The sequence below is a fragment of the Actinobacillus minor NM305 genome (assembly GCF_000175195.1).
Lineage (GTDB): Bacteria > Pseudomonadota > Gammaproteobacteria > Enterobacterales > Pasteurellaceae > Haemophilus_A > Haemophilus_A minor.
Map to the genome: position 1 here is coordinate 55715 of NZ_ACQL01000106.1, position 21394 is coordinate 77108.

The following is a 21394-nucleotide window of genomic DNA, read 5'->3' on the forward strand; positions in this document are numbered from 1 at the left end:
CGAAAGGGTGCAGATTTTTATCGGAATCTCGTTTGAGTAAAGTATTGCTTATCTTCCCAGCGTAACATGGTGAGATGATTCCCCCATGCGCAGCCTGTATCTAATGCATAAATGTTAGGGCGTGTTGATTTCCCCATAAGGCTTGCCCAGTGTCCAAAAATAATGTTCTCTTGTGCAAAAAGAGGATTATCTAATTCAAACCAAGCTTTTAGCTCAGAAGGCGCTTCTTCAATAGGTAATTTACACGCAAAATCTAACTGCTTGTCGGTATAACAAAAACGCATGCGGGTAAAAACATTAACGATATAACGCCAACGTTCAATACCGGTAAGTTGCTCATCCCAGTGGTTAGGCGTATTTTCATACATTTGAGCAATATAATCCGCATAATGGTCGCTTCTTAAAACTTGCTCGGCTTCTTTAGCGCAACGAAAGGTGGTTTGAAGATCCCACTCCGGACTAATGCCAGCATGAACCAGAACAAAGCCATGCTGAGGATGTTGGATAGCAAGCGGTTGATTTCGAAGCCAGTTTTGCAATTCTTCACGATCTTCGGCAGTAAAAATACTATCAACATGATCGGACGGCTTAACTTTTTTAATCCCTAGTAGGGTAGAGAGTAGATGTAAGTCATGATTACCGAGAACCGTTTGCGCTTTATTTCCAAGCGATTTAACAAAACGAAGACAAGCCAGTGAGTCTTCGCCTCGTGCAACAAGGTCGCCGGTTAGCCAAAGTTCATCATTTTGTGGATTAAAAGAAACTTGAGCGAGCAAGGCTTGTAACTCTTTGAAACAGCCGTGCAAATCGCCAACAATGTAAGTTGCCATTTTTATTCCTTTTGTTTTTGTTCCTGTCTTCTCTTTTTAAAGAATGCACTGATTTTTTGACTACATTCATCACGCATTACTCCGCCACGAATTTGTAAAAAATGGTTCATTTTGTAGTCTTCAAAAAGATGAAAGCGTGAGCCAATTGCCCCTGTTTTGTAATCCGATGCTCCAAAAACTAAACGCCCGATACGGCTATGTAAAATTGCACCGGCACACATTGTACAAGGCTCTAAAGTCACATAAAGTGTTGTGTCTAAAAGGCGGTAGTTTTGCAATTGTTCTCCAGCCATTCGGATTGCTTGAATTTCTGCGTGAGCAGTGGAATCAGAAAGGATAATCGAACGATTCCAACCTTCACCAAGTATTTTCCCGTTTTTATCAATCAAAACAGCACCAACGGGAATTTCACCTTCTTGTTCTGCTTTATCCGCAAGGGATAAGGCATATTGCATAAAGTAAAAATCCTGCTCCGTTAAGGTTAAATCGCAATGGGATTGGGTGGGTTGAATGAACATAGTTTTTCACTAGTCTTATTGATATAATGTAACAATATAAAATAATTTGTAGGGGCTAATTACATTAGCCCCGAAACATTGCGAGAATATCAGGGCGAATGTAATTCGCCCCTACACATATCACAATATGATTTACTAGATAAATGATTATCGGCGACCACGCTCATTAAAACGTTTTTCTTTAAATCCGCCTTCTTTACGATCTTTAAAGCCTCGTTCATCACGGCGACCATCTCTGCCACCACGTCCTTTACCTCGTCCCCCTTTATCTTCGTAAGGGTTCGCATTTGTTGCACCGCCTGCAGGACCTAAGAAAGACATTTGCATAGGCTTACTTAATACTCGGGCTTTTTGCGCAAAGTGTTGTACTAAGTGTTTTGGCATACCTTGCGGTAATTCAATGGTTGAGTATTTATCGTGTAACTTGATGTGTCCGATATAACGGCTGTTAATATCACCCTCGTTGGCAATTGCTCCAACAATGTGACGCACTTCAACACCGTCTTCACGACCTAGTTCGATACGATAGAGATCCATTGCTACACCATTGTTATCACGGTGCTCACGACCGTTACCACGGCGTTCCGCAGAGCGTGGGTTTTCACGACCTTTACCACGTTCACCACGAGCAGCTTTGATAACCGGATCTGGCGGAAGAATAAGTTTTTGTTTTTCTTGAAGTAGCATCATCATTGCCGCCGCAAGTTCCTCGTGATCTTGATCAGCAGTAAATAAATCTTCTAACAGTTCACGATATTTTTCTAAATCGTGATGTTCAAGTTGTTTTTCGATACGTGCTTTGAATTTAGCACGGCGTTTTTCCATTAAGATTTCGTGATTTGGAATAGCCACTTCATCAATTGGTTTTTTGATGAGATGTTCAATGTTACGAAGTAAGCGGCGTTCACGTGGTTCAACAAATAATAATGCACGACCAGAACGTCCGGCACGACCGGTACGACCGATACGGTGAACATAAGATTCTGCATCTAATGGAATATCATAGTTCACAACAAGGCTAATACGATCAATATCAATACCACGTGCTGCCACATCCGTTGCGACAATAATATCTAAACGACCTGATTTGAGTTTATCTAACGCTTGTTCACGAGATTGCTGTGTCATATCGCCATTGAGTGCTGCCGCACGGTAGCCATTACGTTCACAAAGTTCCGCAATATCAATAGTTCCGGTTTTAGTACGGGTAAAGATAATTGCCGCATCAAAATCTTCTACTTCTAAGAAACGTAGAAGCGCATCATTTTTACGGAAGCCATTAACTAACCAGTAGCTTTGGGCAATATCCGGTGCAGAACGTTGGGACGCTTGAATTTTTACCTCTTGCGGATCTTTCATAAAACGCTTGGTAATACGGCGAATTGGCTCTGGCATTGTGGCAGAGAAAAGTGCCGTTTGGTGATCTTCAGGTAATTCAGCCATTACCGTTTCTACGTCTTCAATAAATCCCATACGTAGCATTTCATCTGCTTCATCAAGTACGATGGCTTTAAGTGCCGATAGATCAAGTGTACCACGGCGAATATGGTCGAGAATACGCCCTGGTGTTCCCACCACAACTTGTGCGCCATTTTTTAATGCACGGATTTGAATATCGTAACGCTGACCTCCGTAAATGGTAACGGTACGAATACCACGCATGTTTTTGGTAAATTGCTCACATGCATCTGCGACTTGAATCGCTAATTCACGAGTGGGCGCCATAACCAACATTTGAGGATGGCGTTGTTCAGGATCAATTTGCGCAAGAATAGGCAGAGAAAATGCCGCTGTTTTACCACTTCCTGTTTGTGCCATTCCTAATACATCACGACCATTTAAGAGGTGTGGAATACAAGCCTGCTGGATAGGTGAAGGGGTAACAAATCCCATCTCATTTACAGCGTCAAGGATAGATTGTGGTAAGCCTAAGTCGGCAAAAGTTAAATTTGTTTCAGTCATAAAATTCCAAAAAGGGTTGTTTTAGATAATGCTTTTCCATAACTTAATCCCCTCTTTGCTAAAGAGGAAGAGAATTAATGGATATTGGCATTTCACTAAAAATAAAAATTATATTGTTGAGCTTTTTAGGTAAGAAAAATATATAGAAAGCAAATCAATGCTTTATTAACCTGTTACAGTAAGCGGTTAGATTTGTAAAATTTTTTGCAAAAATGACCGCTTTAATCGTCCTAATTATTCCCCAACAACAGTGGGAGTTCGAATTCCGTTTAAACTTTCGTTATTACGAAGTTGTGAGAGTTCGAACAGGGCAAAACGATACTCAACAAAGTTAAACACTTGATTTGCAAGAGCAAGACGGAAAAGGCTAATTGCCTCATCTTTTTGATTCGATTTGAGTTTTTGTTTTGCTAGATAAAAATAAGTTTCGGTTAAAATTTCGGCATAAGTGGCAGTGTTAGGCTGCGCTTGTGCTTCAATTTTTGCCCTAAGTTGTTTCAATGACAGTTCACCTAGAAAGTAACGAACAATATTTACACCCCAAAATTCTTGAGAGAGTAGTTTTGAACGTTCAATCAGGTTGTTTTTCGCTTCTTGCGGTTTAATTTCCAATTCATTGAAATAAAGCCATAATGCTCGATATGGGTCGGATTTATCTTCATTATAAAAATGGAGAAAATCACGTTCTGCCTCAGAATAACGACCGCTATAATAAAATGCCAAACCACGATTAAGATAGGTGTAAGCATATTGCGGATCGAGTTCTAATACGGCATTAAAAGCATCAACTGAGCTATCATAGTCATCTTCAAGCAAAAGATATAAACCTATGTAATTATAGGCGGCTACCATTTTGGGATTTAACGAAATAGCTTGATTGAAATCATAACGGGCTAAAGACCATAATCCTAAACTATCGTATAAAACGCCTCGTTCAAAATAAAGATCTGCCATTTCCAAATCAGATAATTTTGCCTCTTGCAATACCTGTGTTAGGCGTACCACCATAACTTCTTGTTCAAAACGAAGTTGAGGATTTAATTCAGCCAGTGCAAGTTTATCTGTTGAAATCATTTCCGATATATTACGATTACTAATACAACCGGTTAGAAAAAAAGCCGATAAAAAGCAGAGTAATAAAAATCGAAAAACTTTAGTCTGTTGTAACATTAGTAAACAGCCCTACGAAAGAAAAGAAATCAACCTCTTTTTCAAGAGGTTGATAAGCATAAATTAGATTTCAGCTTGTTCTTCTTGAATTTGAGCTTCTTCAGTTGTCTCTGTGGCTTCGTTATTTAAGTCTTTCATCGTTAAGCGGATACGACCTTGACGATCGATTTCTACCACTTTCACCTGAACTTCTTGACCAACAGATAAATAATCTGCAACACGTTCTACACGAGCTTCAGTGATTTGAGAAATATGCACTAAGCCTTCTTTACCACCAAGGATAGACACGAATGCACCGAAATCAACCACACGAGTTACTTTACCTTTGTAGATCGCATTCACTTCGACTTCTGCAACGATCTCTTCGATACGTTCCATCACACGTTTTGCGGCGTTGTTGTCTGTTGCCGCAATTTTCACTGTGCCGTCATCATCAATGTCGATTGATGTGCCGGTTTCTTCGGTTAATGCACGAATTGTCGCACCACCTTTACCGATCACATCTTTGATTTTCTTCGGATCGATCTTCATTGTATGAATACGAGGTGCGAAGTCAGAAATTTCTGAACGTGGTGCAGGGATCGCTTGTTCCATCACGCCTAAAATGTGCATACGTGCACCTTTTGCTTGATTTAATGCGATACGCATAATTTCAGAGGTGATCCCTTCAATTTTGATGTCCATTTGTAATGCAGTTACACCTTCACGAGTACCTGCCACTTTAAAGTCCATATCGCCTAAGTGGTCTTCATCACCTAAGATGTCTGAAAGTACCACAAATTTCTCTTCTTCTTTCACTAAGCCCATTGCAATACCCGCAACAGCTGCTTTGATTGGCACACCGGCATCCATTAACGCAAGAGAAGCACCACATACAGAAGCCATTGATGAAGAACCGTTTGACTCGGTAATTTCAGAAACCACACGCACAACATACGGGAACTCTTCTGCCGTTGGCATTACTGCTAACACGCCACGTTTCGCTAAACGACCGTGACCGATTTCACGACGTTTCGGCGAACCGATACGACCTGTTTCACCTACTGAATATGGAGGGAAGTTGTAGTGGAATAAGAAGCGATCTGATTTTTCGCCTGTTAATTCGTCAATGATTTGTGCATCACGCTCTGTACCTAATGTCGCAACCGCTAATGCTTGTGTTTCACCACGAGTAAACAACGCTGAACCGTGCGTACGAGGTAAAACGCCAGTACAAATATCTAATGCACGCACGGTATCCACGGTACGACCGTCAATGCGTGGTTCGCCTGCGATAATACGGCTACGCACGATTTGGCTTTCTAATGCGGTAATAATATCTACAATCTTACCGCTTGAAATGGTTTCATCTTCTGCAGTTAATTGAGCGATAACGTCCGCTTTGATTGCGTCAATTTGTTCATAACGTGCTTGTTTTTCAGTGATACGGTAAGCATCGCCAAGACGAACTTCTGCTAATGCTTTAACTTTATTGATTAAATCCGTATTTGGCTCTGGAGCAACCCAGTCCCAACGTGGTTTGCCTGCTTCTTTCACAAATTCTTTGATGTTTTCAATCACCACTTGTTGCTGTTCGTGACCAAACACCACTGCTGCTAACATCTGTTCTTCAGTTAAAATATCTGCTTCAGATTCAACCATTAATACCGCTTTGTCTGTACCAGCCACTACTAAATCTAAACGGCTTAAACGTTGTTCTGATGTAGTTGGGTTAAGCACAAATTGGTTATCAATAAAACCAACACGAGCCGCACCGATTGGGCCGTTGAAAGGCACACCAGATAGAGATAATGCAGCTGACGCACCGATCATCGCCACTAAATCTGGGCTGATTTGTGGATTAACAGAAACCACTGTTGCAATCACTTGAATTTCGTTGAAGAAACCTTCAGGGAAAAGTGGACGAACTGGACGGTCAATTAAACGCGCGATTAAGGTTTCGCCTTCAGATGGACGACCTTCACGTTTGAAGAAACCACCCGGAATACGACCTGCAGCGTAAGTACGCTCTTGATAATCTACAGTTAATGGAAAGAAGTCTTGACCTTCATTCACCTCTTTTTTTGCTACCACAGTAACAAAAACGGTAGTGTCGTCCATACTTGCCATTACTGCTGCCGTTGCTTGACGAGCAATAGCCCCTGTTTCTAAAGTTACGGTATGCTGACCGTATTTAAATTGTTTGACGATTGGAGTCATTTTGAATGTTCCTTTTAAATTTTTGGATTTTATTGTTGTTTTATTTCCTAAAAATTGCGACTAGCAAAAATGATCTTACTTGGAAAGATGACTTTTGATAGCCGCCTCTACAAATCTGAAATAAAACGAACGTATTATACAGACTTTTTTATACAAAATCGCCAACTATTTTACCATTTACAAAAAAACGTAAAACCTTTCATAAAAAGAACCGCTTGTATTTTCAAATGGACAAATATCCACAGATCATAGAAAATATATTTCAAATTGAAGGAATAAAGAGAATATGAGTAACGAAATCATCAATTATGAAGGCGTTGAGCAGATGCCTATTAAGCGTTTTACTGAAGATGCTTATTTAAATTATTCAATGTACGTTATTATGGATCGTGCGTTGCCATTTATCGGCGATGGGTTAAAACCGGTACAACGCCGTATTATTTATGCGATGTCGGAATTAGGCTTAAATGCAACGGCAAAGTATGCCAAGGCGGCACGAACTGTCGGTGATGTATTAGGTAAATTCCACCCACACGGCGATTCTGCCTGCTATGGCGCAATGGTCGGTATGGCACAAGATTTTACTTTCCGTTATCCGCTGATTGATGGTCAAGGTAACTGGGGTAGTTTAGAAGATGATGCCGCAGCTTATCGTTATACAGAAGCAAGATTAACCAAAATCGCAGCAATTTTGCTTTCTGAATTAGACCAAGGCACAGTTGATTTCAAACCAAATTTTGATGGTTCCAAAGTAGAGCCGGTGACTTTTCCTTCTCGTTTACCGCATATTTTATTGAATGGCTCAACAGGGATTGCAGTTGGTATGGCAACGGATATTCCGCCACATAATATCAATGAAATAGCAGAAGCAAGTGTGATGTTATTGGAAAATCCAAAAGCGACATTGAGCGATTTATTAACGGTTGTTCAAGGCCCTGATTACCCAACAGAAGCTGAAATTATTACACCGAAAAGCGATATTGCCAAAATATATGAGCAGGGGCGAGGCTCAATCAGAATGCGAGCGGTTTGGAGCAAAGAAGATGGTGAAATTGTCATTCAAGCCTTACCGCATCAGGCTTCGCCATCTAAAATTATTGCGCAAATCGCCGATCAAATGCGTAACAAAAAATTACCAATGGTTGATGATATTCGAGATGAGTCGGATCATGAAAACCCAATTCGTATCGTGATTGTGCCACGCTCTAACCGTATTGACTTTGATGCTTTAATGGATCATCTGTTTGCAACCACAGATCTCGAAAAAAGCTACCGTGTTAATATGAATATGATTGGTTTGGACGGTAAACCGGCAGTTAAAAACTTACATGACATTTTAACTGAATGGCTCTCTTTCCGCCGCTCAACCGTTACTCGCCGTTTGAATGACAAATTAGATAAAATTTTAAACCGCTTGCATATTTTAGACGGTTTAATGATCGCCTTTCTCAACATTGACGAAGTGATCAGTATTATCCGAAATGAAGATGAGCCGAAAGCCGTGTTAATGGCACGTTTCAATTTAAGCGATATTCAAGCGGAAGCTATTTTAAATCTACGTTTGCGTCATTTAGCAAAATTAGAAGAACACGAACTACAAGCGGAGAAAAATCAGCTGGAAAGTGAGCGTGATGAACTGCGTCTAATTTTAGGTTCAGAACGCCGTTTGAACACATTAATCAAAAAAGAAATTCAGGCAGATGCGAAAACATTTGCTGATCCTCGCCGTTCTCCACTTGTGGAGCGAGCTGAAGCGAAAGCGATTTCAGAAAGTGATTTAACCCCAACAGAAGATGTTACCGTTATTCTTTCTGAGAAAGGTTGGGTAAGATGTGCGAAAGGACACGACATTGATGTAGAAGGTTTAAGCTACCGTGCCGGAGATGGTTATTTAGCACACGCAAGGGGGCGCAGTAATCAACCGGTCGTTTTCTTAGATAGCACTGGGCGAGCCTATGCACTTGATCCGACTTCTTTGCCTTCAGCCCGTTCACAAGGCGAACCGCTTACCGGTAAAATTACCTTACCGGAAGGCGCAATCGTTGAGCAGGTGTTGATGGCAGCGCCTGAAACAAAAGTGCTGATGGCTTCAGATTCCGGCTATGGATTTATCTGTACTTTTGATGACTTAGTTTCTCGAAATAAAGCCGGTAAAGCGGTGATTTCTTTAACCGAAAATGCAAAAGTGCTTGCGCCACAACTTATTGATAATGAAGAAGATGTTTCATTGGTTGCAATGAGCAGCGCAGGTAGAATGTTGGTTTTCCCTATTGCCGAACTACCGATCTTATCTAAAGGGAAGGGGAATAAAATCATCAATATTTCGGCACAAGCTGCCAAAGAACGTCGTGAATTATTGGCTCGCTTGTTATTGATTAAAGCTAATCAATCATTAGTCTTTGTTTCGGGGAAACGGAAAATCACGTTAAAACCGAGTGATATTGATAATTATCGTGGCGAAAGAGCAAGAAAAGGCTCACAACTCGTTCGAGGCTTAAGTATTAATTCTACGGTTGAAATCGTAGATTAAACTTTCCACTTTTAAGCGGTTGTTTTTGCGTTGATTTTTGCAAAAGATCAATCAAAAACAACCGCTTGCTTTTCTGATTTCTATTTTGTTCGGTTTACTGTACAATAAACGTCATTTTTTAGAATTAAATTACACGAAGCCCTCTTTTATGATGCAACAAGAATTGGCACAAACTATCCCCGAGCTTATTACTTGGACGAAAGAGCGAGAATTTTCTCTTTCTCTTCCTCCCGAACGCCTTGCCTTCTTACTCGCTATTTCTATTTATAATAATGAACAAATTGACGGCGAATTGTTGGAAAGCGATCTAATTGATATTTTTCGCTATGTTTCACAAGTTTTTGAACAATCTGAAGCAACGCTGATTCAGCGAGCCAACAATGCGATTAATGATCTCGTTAAGCAGCGTTTTTTGAACCGTTTTTCCAGTGAATTTACGGAAGGTTTATCCATTTATCGTGTAACACCGCTTGGCGTTGGTGTGGCTGATTATTATGTTCGTCAGAGAGAATTTTCAACCTTAAGACTTTCTATTCAGCTTTCCATTGTTGCCGATGAAATTCAGCGAGCTTCAGTCGCAGCAGAAGAAGGCGGTGATGAACGTTTTTGGCGTAATAATGTATTTGCACCGTTAAAATATTCTGTGGCGGAAATTTTTGACAGTATTGATCTTTCGCAACGAATGATGGACGAAAATCAACATCAAATTCGTGAACAAATTGCAACTTTGTTAAGCCAAAACTGGCACGAAGCAATTATGAGCTGTGAGCGTTTATTAGATGAAACCTCAGGCAATTTGCGTGAGTTACAAGATACACTCAACGCTGCAGGCGATAAATTACAAGCGCAACTTCTGCGAATTCAAAGCTGTTTAATTGGTCGCCACGATTTAGATTTTATCGACCAGTTGGTCGTCAATTTGCAGAATAAACTGGATCGTATTATTAGCTGGGGGCAGCAGGCAATCGATCTCTGGATCGGCTATGACCGCCACGTCCATAAATTTATCCGTACCGCAATTGATATGGATAAAAATCGTGTTTTTGGGCAACGTTTACGCCAATCTATTCAAGACTATTTTGAGTCGCCGTGGTTGCTTTATACGGCAAAAGCAGAAAGTTTACTTGACTTGCGTGATGATGAAAGCGAGTTAAATGAAGCGGAAGCCGTTGGTGAATTACCGCATGAGTTGGAATATGAATCTATGACTGATGTCCAAGAGCAAATCATTGCTATTATGCAAGCACACTTGGCGCCTTTCCGCGAGCAGAATAAACCGATTGACCTTGGTGCAATTTTACGTGAACAGTTGGCTTTATATCCGCAATCACGTCATTTTGATATAGCTAGAATTATTGTAGATCAAGCGGTCAAATTGGGGATGGCAAGTTCAGATAATCACGCCATTTACCCTGAGTGGCAATCTATTAACGATTACGGAGCTGAAGTACAAGCGAATGTGATTGACCAGTTTAATAGGTAGTTGAGGTTAGTAAGGTATTACTGGCTAAAGGAAATAATATGATTGATTATTTAAAGCTACAGAATGTGGGTATAAAAGATCTCTTAGAATTAAATATTGCTTCTCGTTTGAATGTTTTAACTGGAGATAATGGCTTAGGTAAAAGTTTTCTGTTAGACATTCTTTGGTTTGTGCTTTCGGGGCATTTTCCCCAAGAGATAAATCGTAGTATTCAGAGTGGTTATGTGGCTAAGCCATTAAATATTTCCGAGCGTGCATTTATTTCTGTTCAAGATACCAAAGGACAAACTGAAATATATTCATACAAATCAGAAGAGTATTGGTCTAGACATTTGGATATTGATGATATGTCTAGAGCTAAAGCGGAATTTTCTGATATTGCAATTTATGTAATGGCGGATGGTAGCTATGCATTGTGGGATAGAAATTTGAATAATTTCGCTAAACATAATGGAATGCTTCGTTATGATGGCTCATTTACTCGTAATAGACAATTGGCTTTTGTTTATACCCAAGAAGAAATTTGGCAAGGAGTAAATGACAAAGAAAATAATCAGTTTTTTAACGGGCTATTACAAGACTGGCAAATTTGGCAAACAGGAAAGACGAAAGAGTTTGAACAATTAAAATCAGTATTAGCCATTCTTTCGGCTACTAATGAAGAATTAGAAATAGGGGAATTAAAACCTTTTAGTTTGGGCGATTCTCGACTTTATCCAACTATTAAAATGCCGTATGGCAGAGAAATACTTTTGCCACACTGTTCATCAGCCATAAAACGAATGGTTACTTTAGCTTATTTCCTTGTGTATGCTTGGAAAAGGCATAGTGAGAGCAGTGAATTATTAGGGAAAACGCCTGCTAAGTCTTTAACCTTTTTAGTCGATGAAGTAGAAGCACACCTTCACCCTAAATGGCAGAGAAAAGTTGTCCCCTCTCTATTAAATGTTATAAAAAGTTTGTCTAAAGAGATTGATGTTCAATTAGTTATTGCTACACATTCCCCATTGGTAATGGCTTCATTAGAGCCTATTTTTAATGAGAAACAAGATAAATGGATTGATTTTGATTTGAACAATGAAGGGAGTATTGAAGTCTCAGAAAGAGTGTTTGATAAACAAGGTACGGTTGAAAATTGGTTAGAAAGTGAGGCTTTTAATTTACCAAGTAGTCGAGCCCCTGAATATGAAGATTTAATTAATCAGGCGAATACATTAATGCTAAATCCAAAAGCCAGTATTGATGAAATTAATCATTTAAGAGTTGAGTTAGTACAAGCGTTAGATGAACGAGATGAGTTTTGGACACCTTGGCTGATTTATTGTCAAAAGAGAGGGGTATTATGATCCCTATATCATTGCAACCCGAACCTGATAACTTCGATAGGAATGTTCGTCAAAAAGGCGCTAAATGGCTTCAGGAAAATACTATATTTTCAGAACTTCCTTCTTATTGGCAAAAATGCTTAGATGACTTATATATCGCATACGATGGTGTTTGTGCTTATTATGCGATAAAAGTAGATGAAATTAGTGGATACCGTACGGTAGATCATTTTAAGCCTAAGGCTAAATATCCTCATTTGGCTTATGAATGGGATAACTATCGCTTTGCTTGTGGCAGTGCAAATAGTAAAAAACGTGATTTTGAAGATGTGTTAGATCCTTTTAGTTTGCCAGATAATCTCTTTTACATTCATTTTGGCACGGGAGAGGTGCTAATTAATCCTCAGATGGATAATGAAATCACTCAAAATGCGGAAAGAACAATAAATAGGTTATCTTTGAACGATAATAGGCTTAAAAACAGACGAAAAAAGGATTTTTTACGTTATTATCAAGAAAAAAGTATATCTTTAGATGAATTAAAGCAACAAAATCCTTTTGTTTGGGCTGAAATTCTTAGACAGGATTTAGTAAGAAACGATTAATACAGTATAGAGAACGACAATGACAAACACCCAAGAACTTATCTCAACCAAATTGGCTGAAGCGATTGCTAATCCGATTTTTCCGCAACTTGACAGTCAATTAAGAGCAGGGCGACATATTAGTTTAGAAGCCCTTGATGAACACGCTTTTTTGATGGATTACCAAAGCGAGCTTGAGCAGTTTTATCGCCGTTATCACGTTGAGCTTATTCGTGCGCCGGAAGGCTTTTTTTACCTTCGCCCTAAAGCAACAACTTTGATTGCTCGTTCAGCGATGTCTGAAATGGAAATGTTAGTGGGAAAAGTACTTTGTTATCTCTATTTAAGTCCAGAACGTTTGGCACAACAAGGTATTTTTAGCCAAGATGATGCTTATGAAGAGCTTTTAAATTTAGCCGATGAAACAAAACTTCTCAAAGCGGTAAATCCACGTTCAACCGGTTCGGATTTAGACAAAGCGAAGCTAGCTGAGAAAGTAGGTGGGGCATTACGCCGTTTAGGTCGTTTGGGAATGATTGCTCGTGTTGGCGATCAAAACAGCAAAAAATTTGTGATTTCGGAGTCAGTATTCCGTTTTGGGGCTGATGTGAGAGCAGGGGACGATCCTCGTGAAGCTCAACTTCGTTTAATCCGTGATGGTGAGGCGACAAACCCTACTGCTATTAAAGAACAAGCGGTCAGTTTTGACGAAGAATTTGCAAATGAAGAAGAATTGAATGGTGAGGAAGAGTAGATGTGTACCTTAATGCAAAAAGATGTCTTGATCGAGTTAATCGCAACGGCACAGGCAGATTTGAGTAAACGTTTGGAATTGCCTTTAAATGATGACCAAATTTATTTAAGCCGATTGAGAAGTGAAATTTATCGTTCAGAACCAGATGCACTCGATTTTCAACTGCTTTCAACGCAGGTAAAGCAAATTAGCGATAAATATCATTCTTTGCCGTTGATCTAGGGCGATCTTATGCAAGATTATGATGTTAATGCAGATGTCGAAAGTAAGTTTGCCAAAATTTGGGCAAATTTAATGGCAGAAAATCACATTACGTCCCAGAAAGAACCTATTGCTATTCTTCTAGGTGGGCAACCAGGTGCCGGTAAATCTTTTGGTACGCTTGAAATGAGTAAGCGGTTAAATTTTGATTTATTGATTATCAATGGAGATGAATTTCGCCCCTATCATCAGCAATATCACGAAATTTACCAAAAATATGGAAAAGAAGCGGCAAAATATACGGCTGAATTTACTGGGAAAATGGTACAGCGTATTCGCAATGAGGCGATTAAGCACCGTTTTAATGTGTTAATTGAAGGCACTTTTCGTACCGCCGATATTCCATTAAATGAACTGAATTTATTTAAGCAGCAAGGCTATAAAACTGCCGTGTTGATTTGTACTTGCCCAAAAGAGGTCAGTTGGCTAAGTACATTAAAGCGAGCAGAAGAACAACAACGTAGCGGTATTCAGCCTCGGTATGTACCAAGAGAGCATTTTGATGTTGTCGTTGCACAGCTTGCTTTAAATGCGGAACGAGTTTTAAGAGAAGGAAAGCCTGATTATTTTGAAGTTTATTCTCGAACGTCAAAACTCTTTGATCTTAATACGACATCAATTACGCAACTTGCGACCATTATTAATACAGAATTAAATCGAACAGAGGAAAAATCCTGATGCAAAACACGGATTTCACATTGCAAAATAATGAACAAATTTCCCCGGCTGTTATCCGAAATGAACGCCAAGATACTGTTGTGCGTGGCAAATTCCGTTCCCTAACCTTAATTAACTGGAACGGTTTTTTTGCTCGAACCTTTGACTTGGACGAACTGGTTACCACTCTTTCAGGCGGTAACGGGGCGGGTAAATCGACTACGATGGCTGGGTTTGTGACGGCGTTAATCCCTGATCTTACCTTACTTAACTTCCGTAATACAACCGAAGCAGGTTCAACTTCCAGCTCTCGTGATAAAGGTTTATACGGTAAATTGAAAGCAGGCGTTTGTTATTCCGTATTAGAAAGTATTAACTCTCGTGGGCAACGTGTTTTAACTGGGGTTCGTTTGCAACAGGTTGCTGGGCGTGATAAAAAAGTCGATATTCGTTCGTTCTCTTTACAGAATGTAGCTTCAAACCAGTCTGTTATTAGTGTTTTTACCGAGCAAGTAGGTGAAAAAGCACGTGTATTAGCATTGAATGAACTTAAAGATAAATTTGAACAAAGTGAAGTTCAATTTAAGCAATATCATTCAATTACAGATTATCATAGCTTTATGTTTGACTTAGGTGTTATTCCTAAGCGTTTACGTTCATCGGGCGACCGTAGCAAATTTTATAAATTGATTGAGGCTTCTCTTTACGGTGGTATTTCAAGCGTTATTACCAAATCATTACGTGATTATCTTCTACCTGAAAATACGGGCGTTCGCCAAGCGTTCCAAGATATGGAATCGGCGTTACGTGAAAACCGTATGACTCTTGAGGCGATCAAGGTAACTCAATCTGATCGTGATATGTTCAAGCGTTTGATCACAGAATCGACTAACTATGTTTCTGCGGATTATATGCGCCATGCGAATGAACGTAGAGGTAATGTGCAAGCTGCGCTTGAGCAACGTCAAGCTTGGTATAGCTCAAAATCCAAACTAGAACTTGAACAACAACGTTTAGTGGAGTTTAGTCGAGAAGTCGCTGAAATTTCTGAATCAGAGCACGGGTTAGAGGCTGAATATAATTCGGCGAACGATCATTTAAATTTAGTGATGAATGCACTTCGTCATCAAGAAAAAGTAGAACGCTACCAAGATGAAGTAGAAGAGCTAAATGAAAAGATTGAAGAGCAGCAAATGGCGATGGAAGAAGTTTCGGAAGCTGTAGAACATGCTCAAGCTCAAGCAGATGAAATGGATGATCAAGTTGAAGAACTCCGTTCCCAGTTAGCTGATTATCAGCAGGCATTAGATGCTCAACAAACAAGAGCTTTGCAATATCAACAGGCAATCAATGCGCTTGAAAAAGCCAAGCAGCTTTGTGGATTACCGCATTTAGACTTACACAATGTGGAAGATTATCATGCTGAATTTGCTGCTCAGACTGAAGATTTGACTGATCAGGTATTTGATTTAGAGCAGCGCTTATCTGTTTCAGATATGGCAAAAACGCAGTTTGAAAAGGCGTATGAATTAGTTTGCAAAATTTCAGGCGAAATTGACCGCTCACAAGCGTGGGAAGAAGCTAGAACATTACTCAATGCGTTTTCAGAACAGAAAATGCAAGCGGCTCAGGCTGTAGGATTACGTCAAAAATTGCATGAGATTGAACAGCGTTTACATCAACAACAAAACGCAGAACGTTTGTTAGCTGAATTCAATCAAAAAGCGCAAACAGAATTAACCGATGCAGAATCTTTAGAAAGTTATTTTGAAGAGCAACAAGCGCGTTTAGAAGATCTTGAAGCAGAATTAGCTGAATTTGTTGAGGTGCGTTCAACACAACGCCAACAACGTGAGCAATTAAATCAGCAATATAATCAGTTGGCTAAGAACGCACCTGCATGGCATACGGCACAATCTGCTTTAGCTCGTTTAGAAGAGCAATGTGGCGAGAAATTTGAGGCAAGCCAATCGGTTATGCAATTCATGCAAACGATGCTGTCAAAAGAGCGTGAAGCAACATTATTACGTGATGAATTAGCACGCAAAGAGCAACAATTAGATGAGCAAATTAGCCGTCTAAGCCAACCGGATGGTTCTGAAGATGCACGTTTAAATCAATTGGCAGAACGTTTTGGCGGAGTATTACTTTCTGAATTATATGATGATGTTTCTCTTGATGATGCGCCATATTTTTCAGCGCTTTATGGCGAAGCAAGACATGCTATTGTCGTTCGTGATTTAGAAGCGGTTAAAAACCAGTTAGCGACATTAGATGATTGTCCGGACGATCTTTACCTCATCGAGGGCGATCCTTCTTCTTTTGATGATGCGGTATTTAGTACAGAAGAATTGAAAGATGGGGTCGTTGTTAAAGTTTCAGAACGTCAATGGCGTTATTCTAAATTCCCTGAAATACCGTTGTTTGGACGTGCCGCGAGAGAAAAACATTTAGAAACATTAAAAGCAGAGCGAGATGAAACGGCAGAAAAACATGCAGAAAGCGCTTTTGAAGTCCAAAAATGTCAGCGTTTACACCAACATCTTAGCCAATTTGTGGGAACGCATTTAAATCTTGCATTCCAAGAAAACCCTGAAATTCTTATGCAAGAAATTGCAACTGAACGTGCTGAAATTGAACGGGAATTAAATCAAGCATCAGGCGATGAGCAACAACTTCGTCATCAATTAGACACGACTAAAGGACAGTTGCAACTTTTAAATAAAATTTTACCGCTTGTTAATTTATTGGCAGATGAAACACTTGAAGAGCGTGCAGAAGTATGCCGTGAGCAGTTAGCAGAAGCGGAGGAAAATGAATACTTTATTCGCCAATTTGGTTCGGCTTTAACCCAATTAGAACCTATTGCAGCGGCATTAAAGAGTGACCCAAGTAAATTTGAACAACTTGAAGCTGACTACCAACAGGCTAAAGAGCAACAAAAAGCGTTGCAACAAAAAGTTTTTGCGCTTTCAGATGTAATTCAGCGCCGTGTGCATTTTAGCTATGAAGAAACGGCAACAGTTGAAGGCTCTAGTCTTACAGAAAAATTGCGTTCACAACTAGAATCAGCACAACGTAATCGTGAACAAGCCCGTGAACAGTTGCGTCAGGCTCAAGCACAATTTACGGAATATAACCAAGTTTTAACACGTTTACGTAGTTCCTTTGAAGCTAAAAATCAGATGCTTCAAGAGCTTATTCGTGAAATTGATGATTTAGGTGTAAGAGGCGATGCCGGAGCAGAGGAACGAGCAAGATTACGCCGTGATGAATTACAACAACGTTTAAGCCAACAACGTGCTCGCAAAGGTTATTTAGATAAACAACTCGGTACGATTGAAGCTGAAATTGAAAACCTTACCCGTCTTTTACGTAAAGCTGAACGTGATTATAAAGCTCAGCGTGAAATGGTCGTACAGGCAAAAGTCAGCTGGTGTTTAGTTCTGAAACTCTCTCGCAATAGCGATGTAGAAAAACGCTTAAATCGCCGTGAGCTGGCTTATCAATCGGCGGAAGAGTTACGTTCGATTTCCGATAAAGCCCTTGGGGCATTGCGAACAACTGTGGCGGATAACGAGTACTTACGTGATAGCTTGCGTGCGTCAGAAGATAGCCGTAAGCCTGAAAATAAAGTGGCGTTCTTTATTTCGGTTTATCAGCATTTGCGTGAGCGTATTCGCCAAGACATCATCAAAACGGACGATCCGATTGATGCGATTGAACAGATGGAAATCGAGCTATCTCGGTTAACCAACGAACTGACTAGCCGTGAGAAAAAATTGGCGATCAGCTCAGAAAGTGTGGCAAATATCTTACGTAAAACCATTCAGCGTGAACAAAACCGTATTTTGCAACTAAACCAAGGCTTGCAAAATATTGCGTTCGGTCAGGTGAAAGGGGTGCGTTTGGTGGTAAACATTCGTGATACCCACGCAATGCTGTTAAATGCATTAAGCAATGAACGAGAGCAACATAAAGATCTGTTTGAAAGTGAAAAACTAAGTTTCTCTGAAGCACTAGCGATGTTGCATAAACGTGTAAACCCACATATTGAAATGGGGCAACGTACACCGCAAACTATAGGTGAAGAATTGTTAGACTATCGTAATTATCTCGATCTTGAAGTGGAAACCGATCGTGGTGCAGATGGCTGGCAACGTGCTGAAAGTAGCTCACTTTCAACCGGTGAGGCGATTGGTACAGGTATGTCGATCTTGTTAATGGTGGTGCAAAGTTGGGAAGAAGAATCTCGCCGTATGCGTGCTAAAGATATTCTGCCTGCTCGCTTGCTCTTCCTTGACGAAGCAGCTCGTTTAGACGCAACCTCGATCAATACCTTGTTTGAACTCTGTGAGCGTTTGGATATGCAGTTGCTTATTGCCGCCCCAGAAAACATCAGCCCAGAACGAGGTACAACCTACAAGTTAGTGCGTAAGATCACCAATAACCAAGAGTATGTACACGTGGTTGGTTTGAAAGGATTTGGTCAAGCTTAAATAATTTATGGACGCCCTTTGTGGCGTCCGTTTTTGTATAAATATGATGAATAATTTAAAAGAACAACTCTTGCAGTTTAATGAACAGCAGAAATCACATTTTGATGTTGAAAATATTCTAAATCTCTTGTATGAGCGTAGTGATTTTTATGATGACCGTTTACTCCAGCTTTGGTCGGAGTTTGGCTTTCATCAACGTTCAGATTTAGCTTTGATCGCCGTAGGTGGGTATGGAAGACGAGAGATGTTTCCATTATCTGACCTTGATATTTTAGTCTTAGCAGAAAGTGAACTTGATGAAGCAACGCATACTCAATTAAATGCACTATTTAATTTGCTATGGGATGCGAAATTACAAGTTGGGGCGAGTATTCGTACGGTGGCAGAATGTATTGAAATTGGTAAAACAGAAATCTCTGTTGCCACGAATATGTATGAAAGTCGCTATTTAACGGGCAATAAATTACTTTGGCAAAGTTTAATGGAACAGCTTTACCAAGATGATTTTTGGGCGATAGAAGCGTTTTTCCAAGCAAAAATAGCAGAAAAAAATGAACGTTATGAGCGTTACCATAATACGAGCTATAATTTGGAGCCGGATCTCAAACATAGTCCGGGTGGGTTGCGTGATTTGCATTTGATCTCATGGATCATGCTTCGTCATTATGGTATTCACGATTTTGAGACGTTGTTTAATCGTGGATTGCTCTATCCCGAAGAATATCAAACACTTAGCCAAGCACAAGCGGTCTTATTTCGCATGCGTTTTGCACTACATATGCAACTAAAACGTTACGACAATCGATTACGTTTTGATCGTCAATTAAAGCTAAGTGAGCAATTAGGCTATCAAGGCGAAGGAAATCAGCCGGTTGAAGCGATGATGAAAGCGTTCTTTCAAGCAACTCAGGCGATTTCTCAACTAAGTCAATTATTATTAGCAAGCTTTGAGCAAGATGTGTTGGAGCCGCAAAAAACAGGCGAAAAGCAACCGCTTGATTGCAATTTCTTTTGTCAAAATAACGTCATTGATACTGAAAATTATCGCTGCTTTAGTCAAGAACCTCACGCTATATTGGATCTTTTCTATCATTTAACGAAGTACCCTGATGCAAATGTTAAAGCAACAACATTACGCCATCTCAGAATTGCATTACAAAAATTAAAACAACCGCTTTGTGAGCTAGATCAAGCAAGAAGTCGCTTTATTCAAATTTTTCAGCAGCCGAATATGGTGACGCGAGCCGTTGTGCCTATGCATCAATTAGGTGTTTTAACGGCGTATTTCCCAGCTTGGAAAGGTATTGTCGGCTTAATGCAGTTTGATTTATTTCACATTTATACCGTAGATGAACACACCATTCGGGTAATGTTAAAGTTGGAAAGTTTCTTAGATAGCCAAACGCAGTCATCTCACCCATTATGTTATGAAAAATTTAGCCAGTGCGATCATCGAACATTGGTCTATCTTGCCGCCTTATTACACGATATTGCCAAAGGGCGAGAGGGCGATCACGCAGAAGTGGGCGCAGTAGATATGTATGACTTTGCGATCTTACACGGATTTAGTGAAGCGCAAGCACAGCAAATGGCGTGGTTGGTCAGAGAACATTTAACGATGTCAATTACAGCGCAGAGACGAGATATTCACGATCCGAATGTGGTAAAAACCTTTGCAGAGGTTGTTGAAAATCAGACTGCATTAAGCGATTTGGTTTGCTTAACGGTTGCGGATATTTGTGCGACAAATGAAACGCTTTGGAATGATTGGAAGCGGACTTTGCTTTCTCAGCTTTATCAATTTACCAGCCAGCAGCTGGTTGCCGAATTAGACTACCAAAAAGAGGCAGAAAATAACCGTTTAGAAGCGGTTGAACTGATGAAATTTGCACTCACTGCCGAACAACGGAAAAGGTTGCAGGCATATTGGCAACCTTGCCCAGCGAGTTATTTCTTACGGAACAAACCGAAACAATTGGTTTGGCACGCTTTATCATTGTTAAAACAGCAGAACTTACCATTAGTTTTGGTTGGGAATGAGTATGCTCGAGGGGCAACCGAAATTTTTATTCACTGTGAAGACCAAAATCAACTGTTTGCCCGTATTGCCCAAGAGTTAAGCCAGAAGAAAATTAGCATCCACGATGCGCAAATTATCACGAGTGAAAACGGCTTAGTCTATGATAGTTTTATTGTTACAGAGAGCAACGGGCAAGCATTGAATGAAATACGTTGTGAGCAAATTCAACAATCTTTGATAAAAGTGTTGTTAGATCCTGCGAGTAAAACATTTAAAGCGATCAAAAAACCGATTAAACACCAAACTTTTAAACGTAAAACGAAGGTGCGCTTTTTAGCAAATTCGCCACCAAATCAGACCGCTTTTGAATTGTTTACATTGGATCGAGAAGGGCTATTGGCACAACTCAGCCATATTTTTAATCAGTTAGAATTGGTGCTGATCAACGCAAAAATTACCACGATTGGTGAGCGAGTAGAGGATTTCTTTGTCGTAAGCACGTTATCTCATGAAGCGTTGAGCGAAGAACAACAGCACCAATTAAAACAACATATTCTCGATGAGCTTTCACTCTAAGGGAGTAGCAGGTAAGAGAAAGCAGA

14 protein-coding genes are annotated in these 21394 nt (G+C 40.0%); 9 read left to right on the plus strand and 5 right to left on the minus strand.

Translation table 11 applies throughout. The features are described from left to right. Window positions 1–17: 17 nt before the first annotated feature. The 5 genes from apaH to pnp form a co-directional block, all read right to left on the minus strand. Complete coding sequence (gene apaH, locus AM305_RS08120) at window positions 18–830, minus strand: bis(5'-nucleosyl)-tetraphosphatase (symmetrical) ApaH (protein WP_005824846.1); 813 nt, start codon at window positions 828–830, stop codon at window positions 18–20. Window positions 831–832: 2 nt separating this feature from the next. Further along, entirely contained in the window at window positions 833–1348 is a 516-nt protein-coding gene (gene tadA, locus AM305_RS08125) for a tRNA adenosine(34) deaminase TadA (protein ID WP_081453550.1), read from the minus strand. 147 nt (window positions 1349–1495) lie between these two features. Then, the gene (locus AM305_RS08130; protein WP_005824850.1) at window positions 1496–3310 is read right to left on the minus strand and encodes a DEAD/DEAH box helicase; all 1815 of its coding nucleotides are present in this window, start codon (window positions 3308–3310) and stop codon (window positions 1496–1498) included. 234 nt (window positions 3311–3544) lie between these two features. Beyond that, on the minus strand, window positions 3545–4480 hold the full coding sequence (nlpI, locus tag AM305_RS08135) for a lipoprotein NlpI (protein ID WP_005824852.1): 936 nt from the start codon (window positions 4478–4480) through the stop codon (window positions 3545–3547). Window positions 4481–4543: 63 nt separating this feature from the next. Then, the gene (pnp, locus tag AM305_RS08140; protein WP_005824854.1) at window positions 4544–6679 is read right to left on the minus strand and encodes a polyribonucleotide nucleotidyltransferase; all 2136 of its coding nucleotides are present in this window, start codon (window positions 6677–6679) and stop codon (window positions 4544–4546) included. Between the two features lie 286 nt (window positions 6680–6965). Between pnp and parC the strand changes: the two genes are divergently transcribed. The 9 genes from parC (at window position 6966) to glnD (ending at window position 21368) form a co-directional block, all read left to right on the plus strand. Further along, a complete protein-coding gene (parC, locus tag AM305_RS08145; RefSeq protein ID WP_005824856.1) occupies window positions 6966–9209 on the plus strand; it encodes a DNA topoisomerase IV subunit A in 2244 nt (747 codons plus the stop codon). A gap of 151 nt (window positions 9210–9360) precedes the next feature. Then, window positions 9361–10692, plus strand: a complete 1332-nt coding sequence (gene mukF, locus AM305_RS08150; protein WP_005824858.1) for a chromosome partition protein MukF — start codon at window positions 9361–9363, stop codon at window positions 10690–10692. Between the two features lie 38 nt (window positions 10693–10730). Further along, window positions 10731–12038, plus strand: a complete 1308-nt coding sequence (locus AM305_RS08155; RefSeq protein WP_005824860.1) for an AAA family ATPase — start codon at window positions 10731–10733, stop codon at window positions 12036–12038. Next, the gene (locus AM305_RS08160; RefSeq protein WP_005824863.1) at window positions 12035–12622 is read left to right on the plus strand and encodes an HNH endonuclease family protein; all 588 of its coding nucleotides are present in this window, start codon (window positions 12035–12037) and stop codon (window positions 12620–12622) included. The genes AM305_RS08155 and AM305_RS08160 overlap by 4 nt, the downstream gene beginning before the upstream one ends. 19 nt (window positions 12623–12641) lie before the next feature. Beyond that, window positions 12642–13355, plus strand: coding sequence for a chromosome partition protein MukE (mukE, locus tag AM305_RS08165; protein WP_005824865.1), 714 nt, complete (start codon window positions 12642–12644; stop codon window positions 13353–13355). Then, a complete protein-coding gene (locus AM305_RS08170; RefSeq protein ID WP_005824867.1) occupies window positions 13356–13577 on the plus strand; it encodes a hypothetical protein in 222 nt (73 codons plus the stop codon). It abuts the gene before it with no gap. Window positions 13578–13586: 9 nt separating this feature from the next. Further along, entirely contained in the window at window positions 13587–14294 is a 708-nt protein-coding gene (locus tag AM305_RS08175; RefSeq protein WP_005824868.1) for a zeta toxin family protein, read from the plus strand. Continuing rightward, window positions 14294–18772 carry a chromosome partition protein MukB gene (mukB, locus tag AM305_RS08180; protein ID WP_005824869.1) on the plus strand — a complete coding sequence of 1493 codons (4479 nt, stop codon included), beginning with the start codon at window positions 14294–14296 and terminating at the stop codon, window positions 18770–18772. The genes AM305_RS08175 and mukB overlap by 1 nt, the downstream gene beginning before the upstream one ends. 46 nt (window positions 18773–18818) lie before the next feature. Next, window positions 18819–21368, plus strand: coding sequence for a bifunctional uridylyltransferase/uridylyl-removing protein GlnD (glnD, locus tag AM305_RS08185; RefSeq protein WP_420196308.1), 2550 nt, complete (start codon window positions 18819–18821; stop codon window positions 21366–21368). The last annotated feature ends 26 nt before the right edge of the window (window positions 21369–21394 follow it).

What these genes read in the sequence shown, in the direction of transcription:
- apaH (WP_005824846.1), bottom strand. Translation starts at nt 830, where the DNA reads ATGGCAACTTACATTGTTGGCGATTTGCACGGCTGTTTCAAAGAGTTA.
- tadA (WP_081453550.1), bottom strand. Translation starts at nt 1,348, where the DNA reads ATGTTCATTCAACCCACCCAATCCCATTGCGATTTAACCTTAACGGAG.
- AM305_RS08130 (WP_005824850.1), bottom strand. Translation starts at nt 3,310, where the DNA reads ATGACTGAAACAAATTTAACTTTTGCCGACTTAGGCTTACCACAATCT.
- nlpI (WP_005824852.1), bottom strand. Translation starts at nt 4,480, where the DNA reads ATGTTACAACAGACTAAAGTTTTTCGATTTTTATTACTCTGCTTTTTA.
- pnp (WP_005824854.1), bottom strand. Translation starts at nt 6,679, where the DNA reads ATGACTCCAATCGTCAAACAATTTAAATACGGTCAGCATACCGTAACT.
- parC (WP_005824856.1), top strand. Translation starts at nt 6,966, where the DNA reads ATGAGTAACGAAATCATCAATTATGAAGGCGTTGAGCAGATGCCTATT.
- mukF (WP_005824858.1), top strand. Translation starts at nt 9,361, where the DNA reads ATGCAACAAGAATTGGCACAAACTATCCCCGAGCTTATTACTTGGACG.
- AM305_RS08155 (WP_005824860.1), top strand. Translation starts at nt 10,731, where the DNA reads ATGATTGATTATTTAAAGCTACAGAATGTGGGTATAAAAGATCTCTTA.
- AM305_RS08160 (WP_005824863.1), top strand. Translation starts at nt 12,035, where the DNA reads ATGATCCCTATATCATTGCAACCCGAACCTGATAACTTCGATAGGAAT.
- mukE (WP_005824865.1), top strand. Translation starts at nt 12,642, where the DNA reads ATGACAAACACCCAAGAACTTATCTCAACCAAATTGGCTGAAGCGATT.
- AM305_RS08170 (WP_005824867.1), top strand. Translation starts at nt 13,356, where the DNA reads ATGTGTACCTTAATGCAAAAAGATGTCTTGATCGAGTTAATCGCAACG.
- AM305_RS08175 (WP_005824868.1), top strand. Translation starts at nt 13,587, where the DNA reads ATGCAAGATTATGATGTTAATGCAGATGTCGAAAGTAAGTTTGCCAAA.
- mukB (WP_005824869.1), top strand. Translation starts at nt 14,294, where the DNA reads ATGCAAAACACGGATTTCACATTGCAAAATAATGAACAAATTTCCCCG.
- glnD (WP_420196308.1), top strand. Translation starts at nt 18,819, where the DNA reads ATGAATAATTTAAAAGAACAACTCTTGCAGTTTAATGAACAGCAGAAA.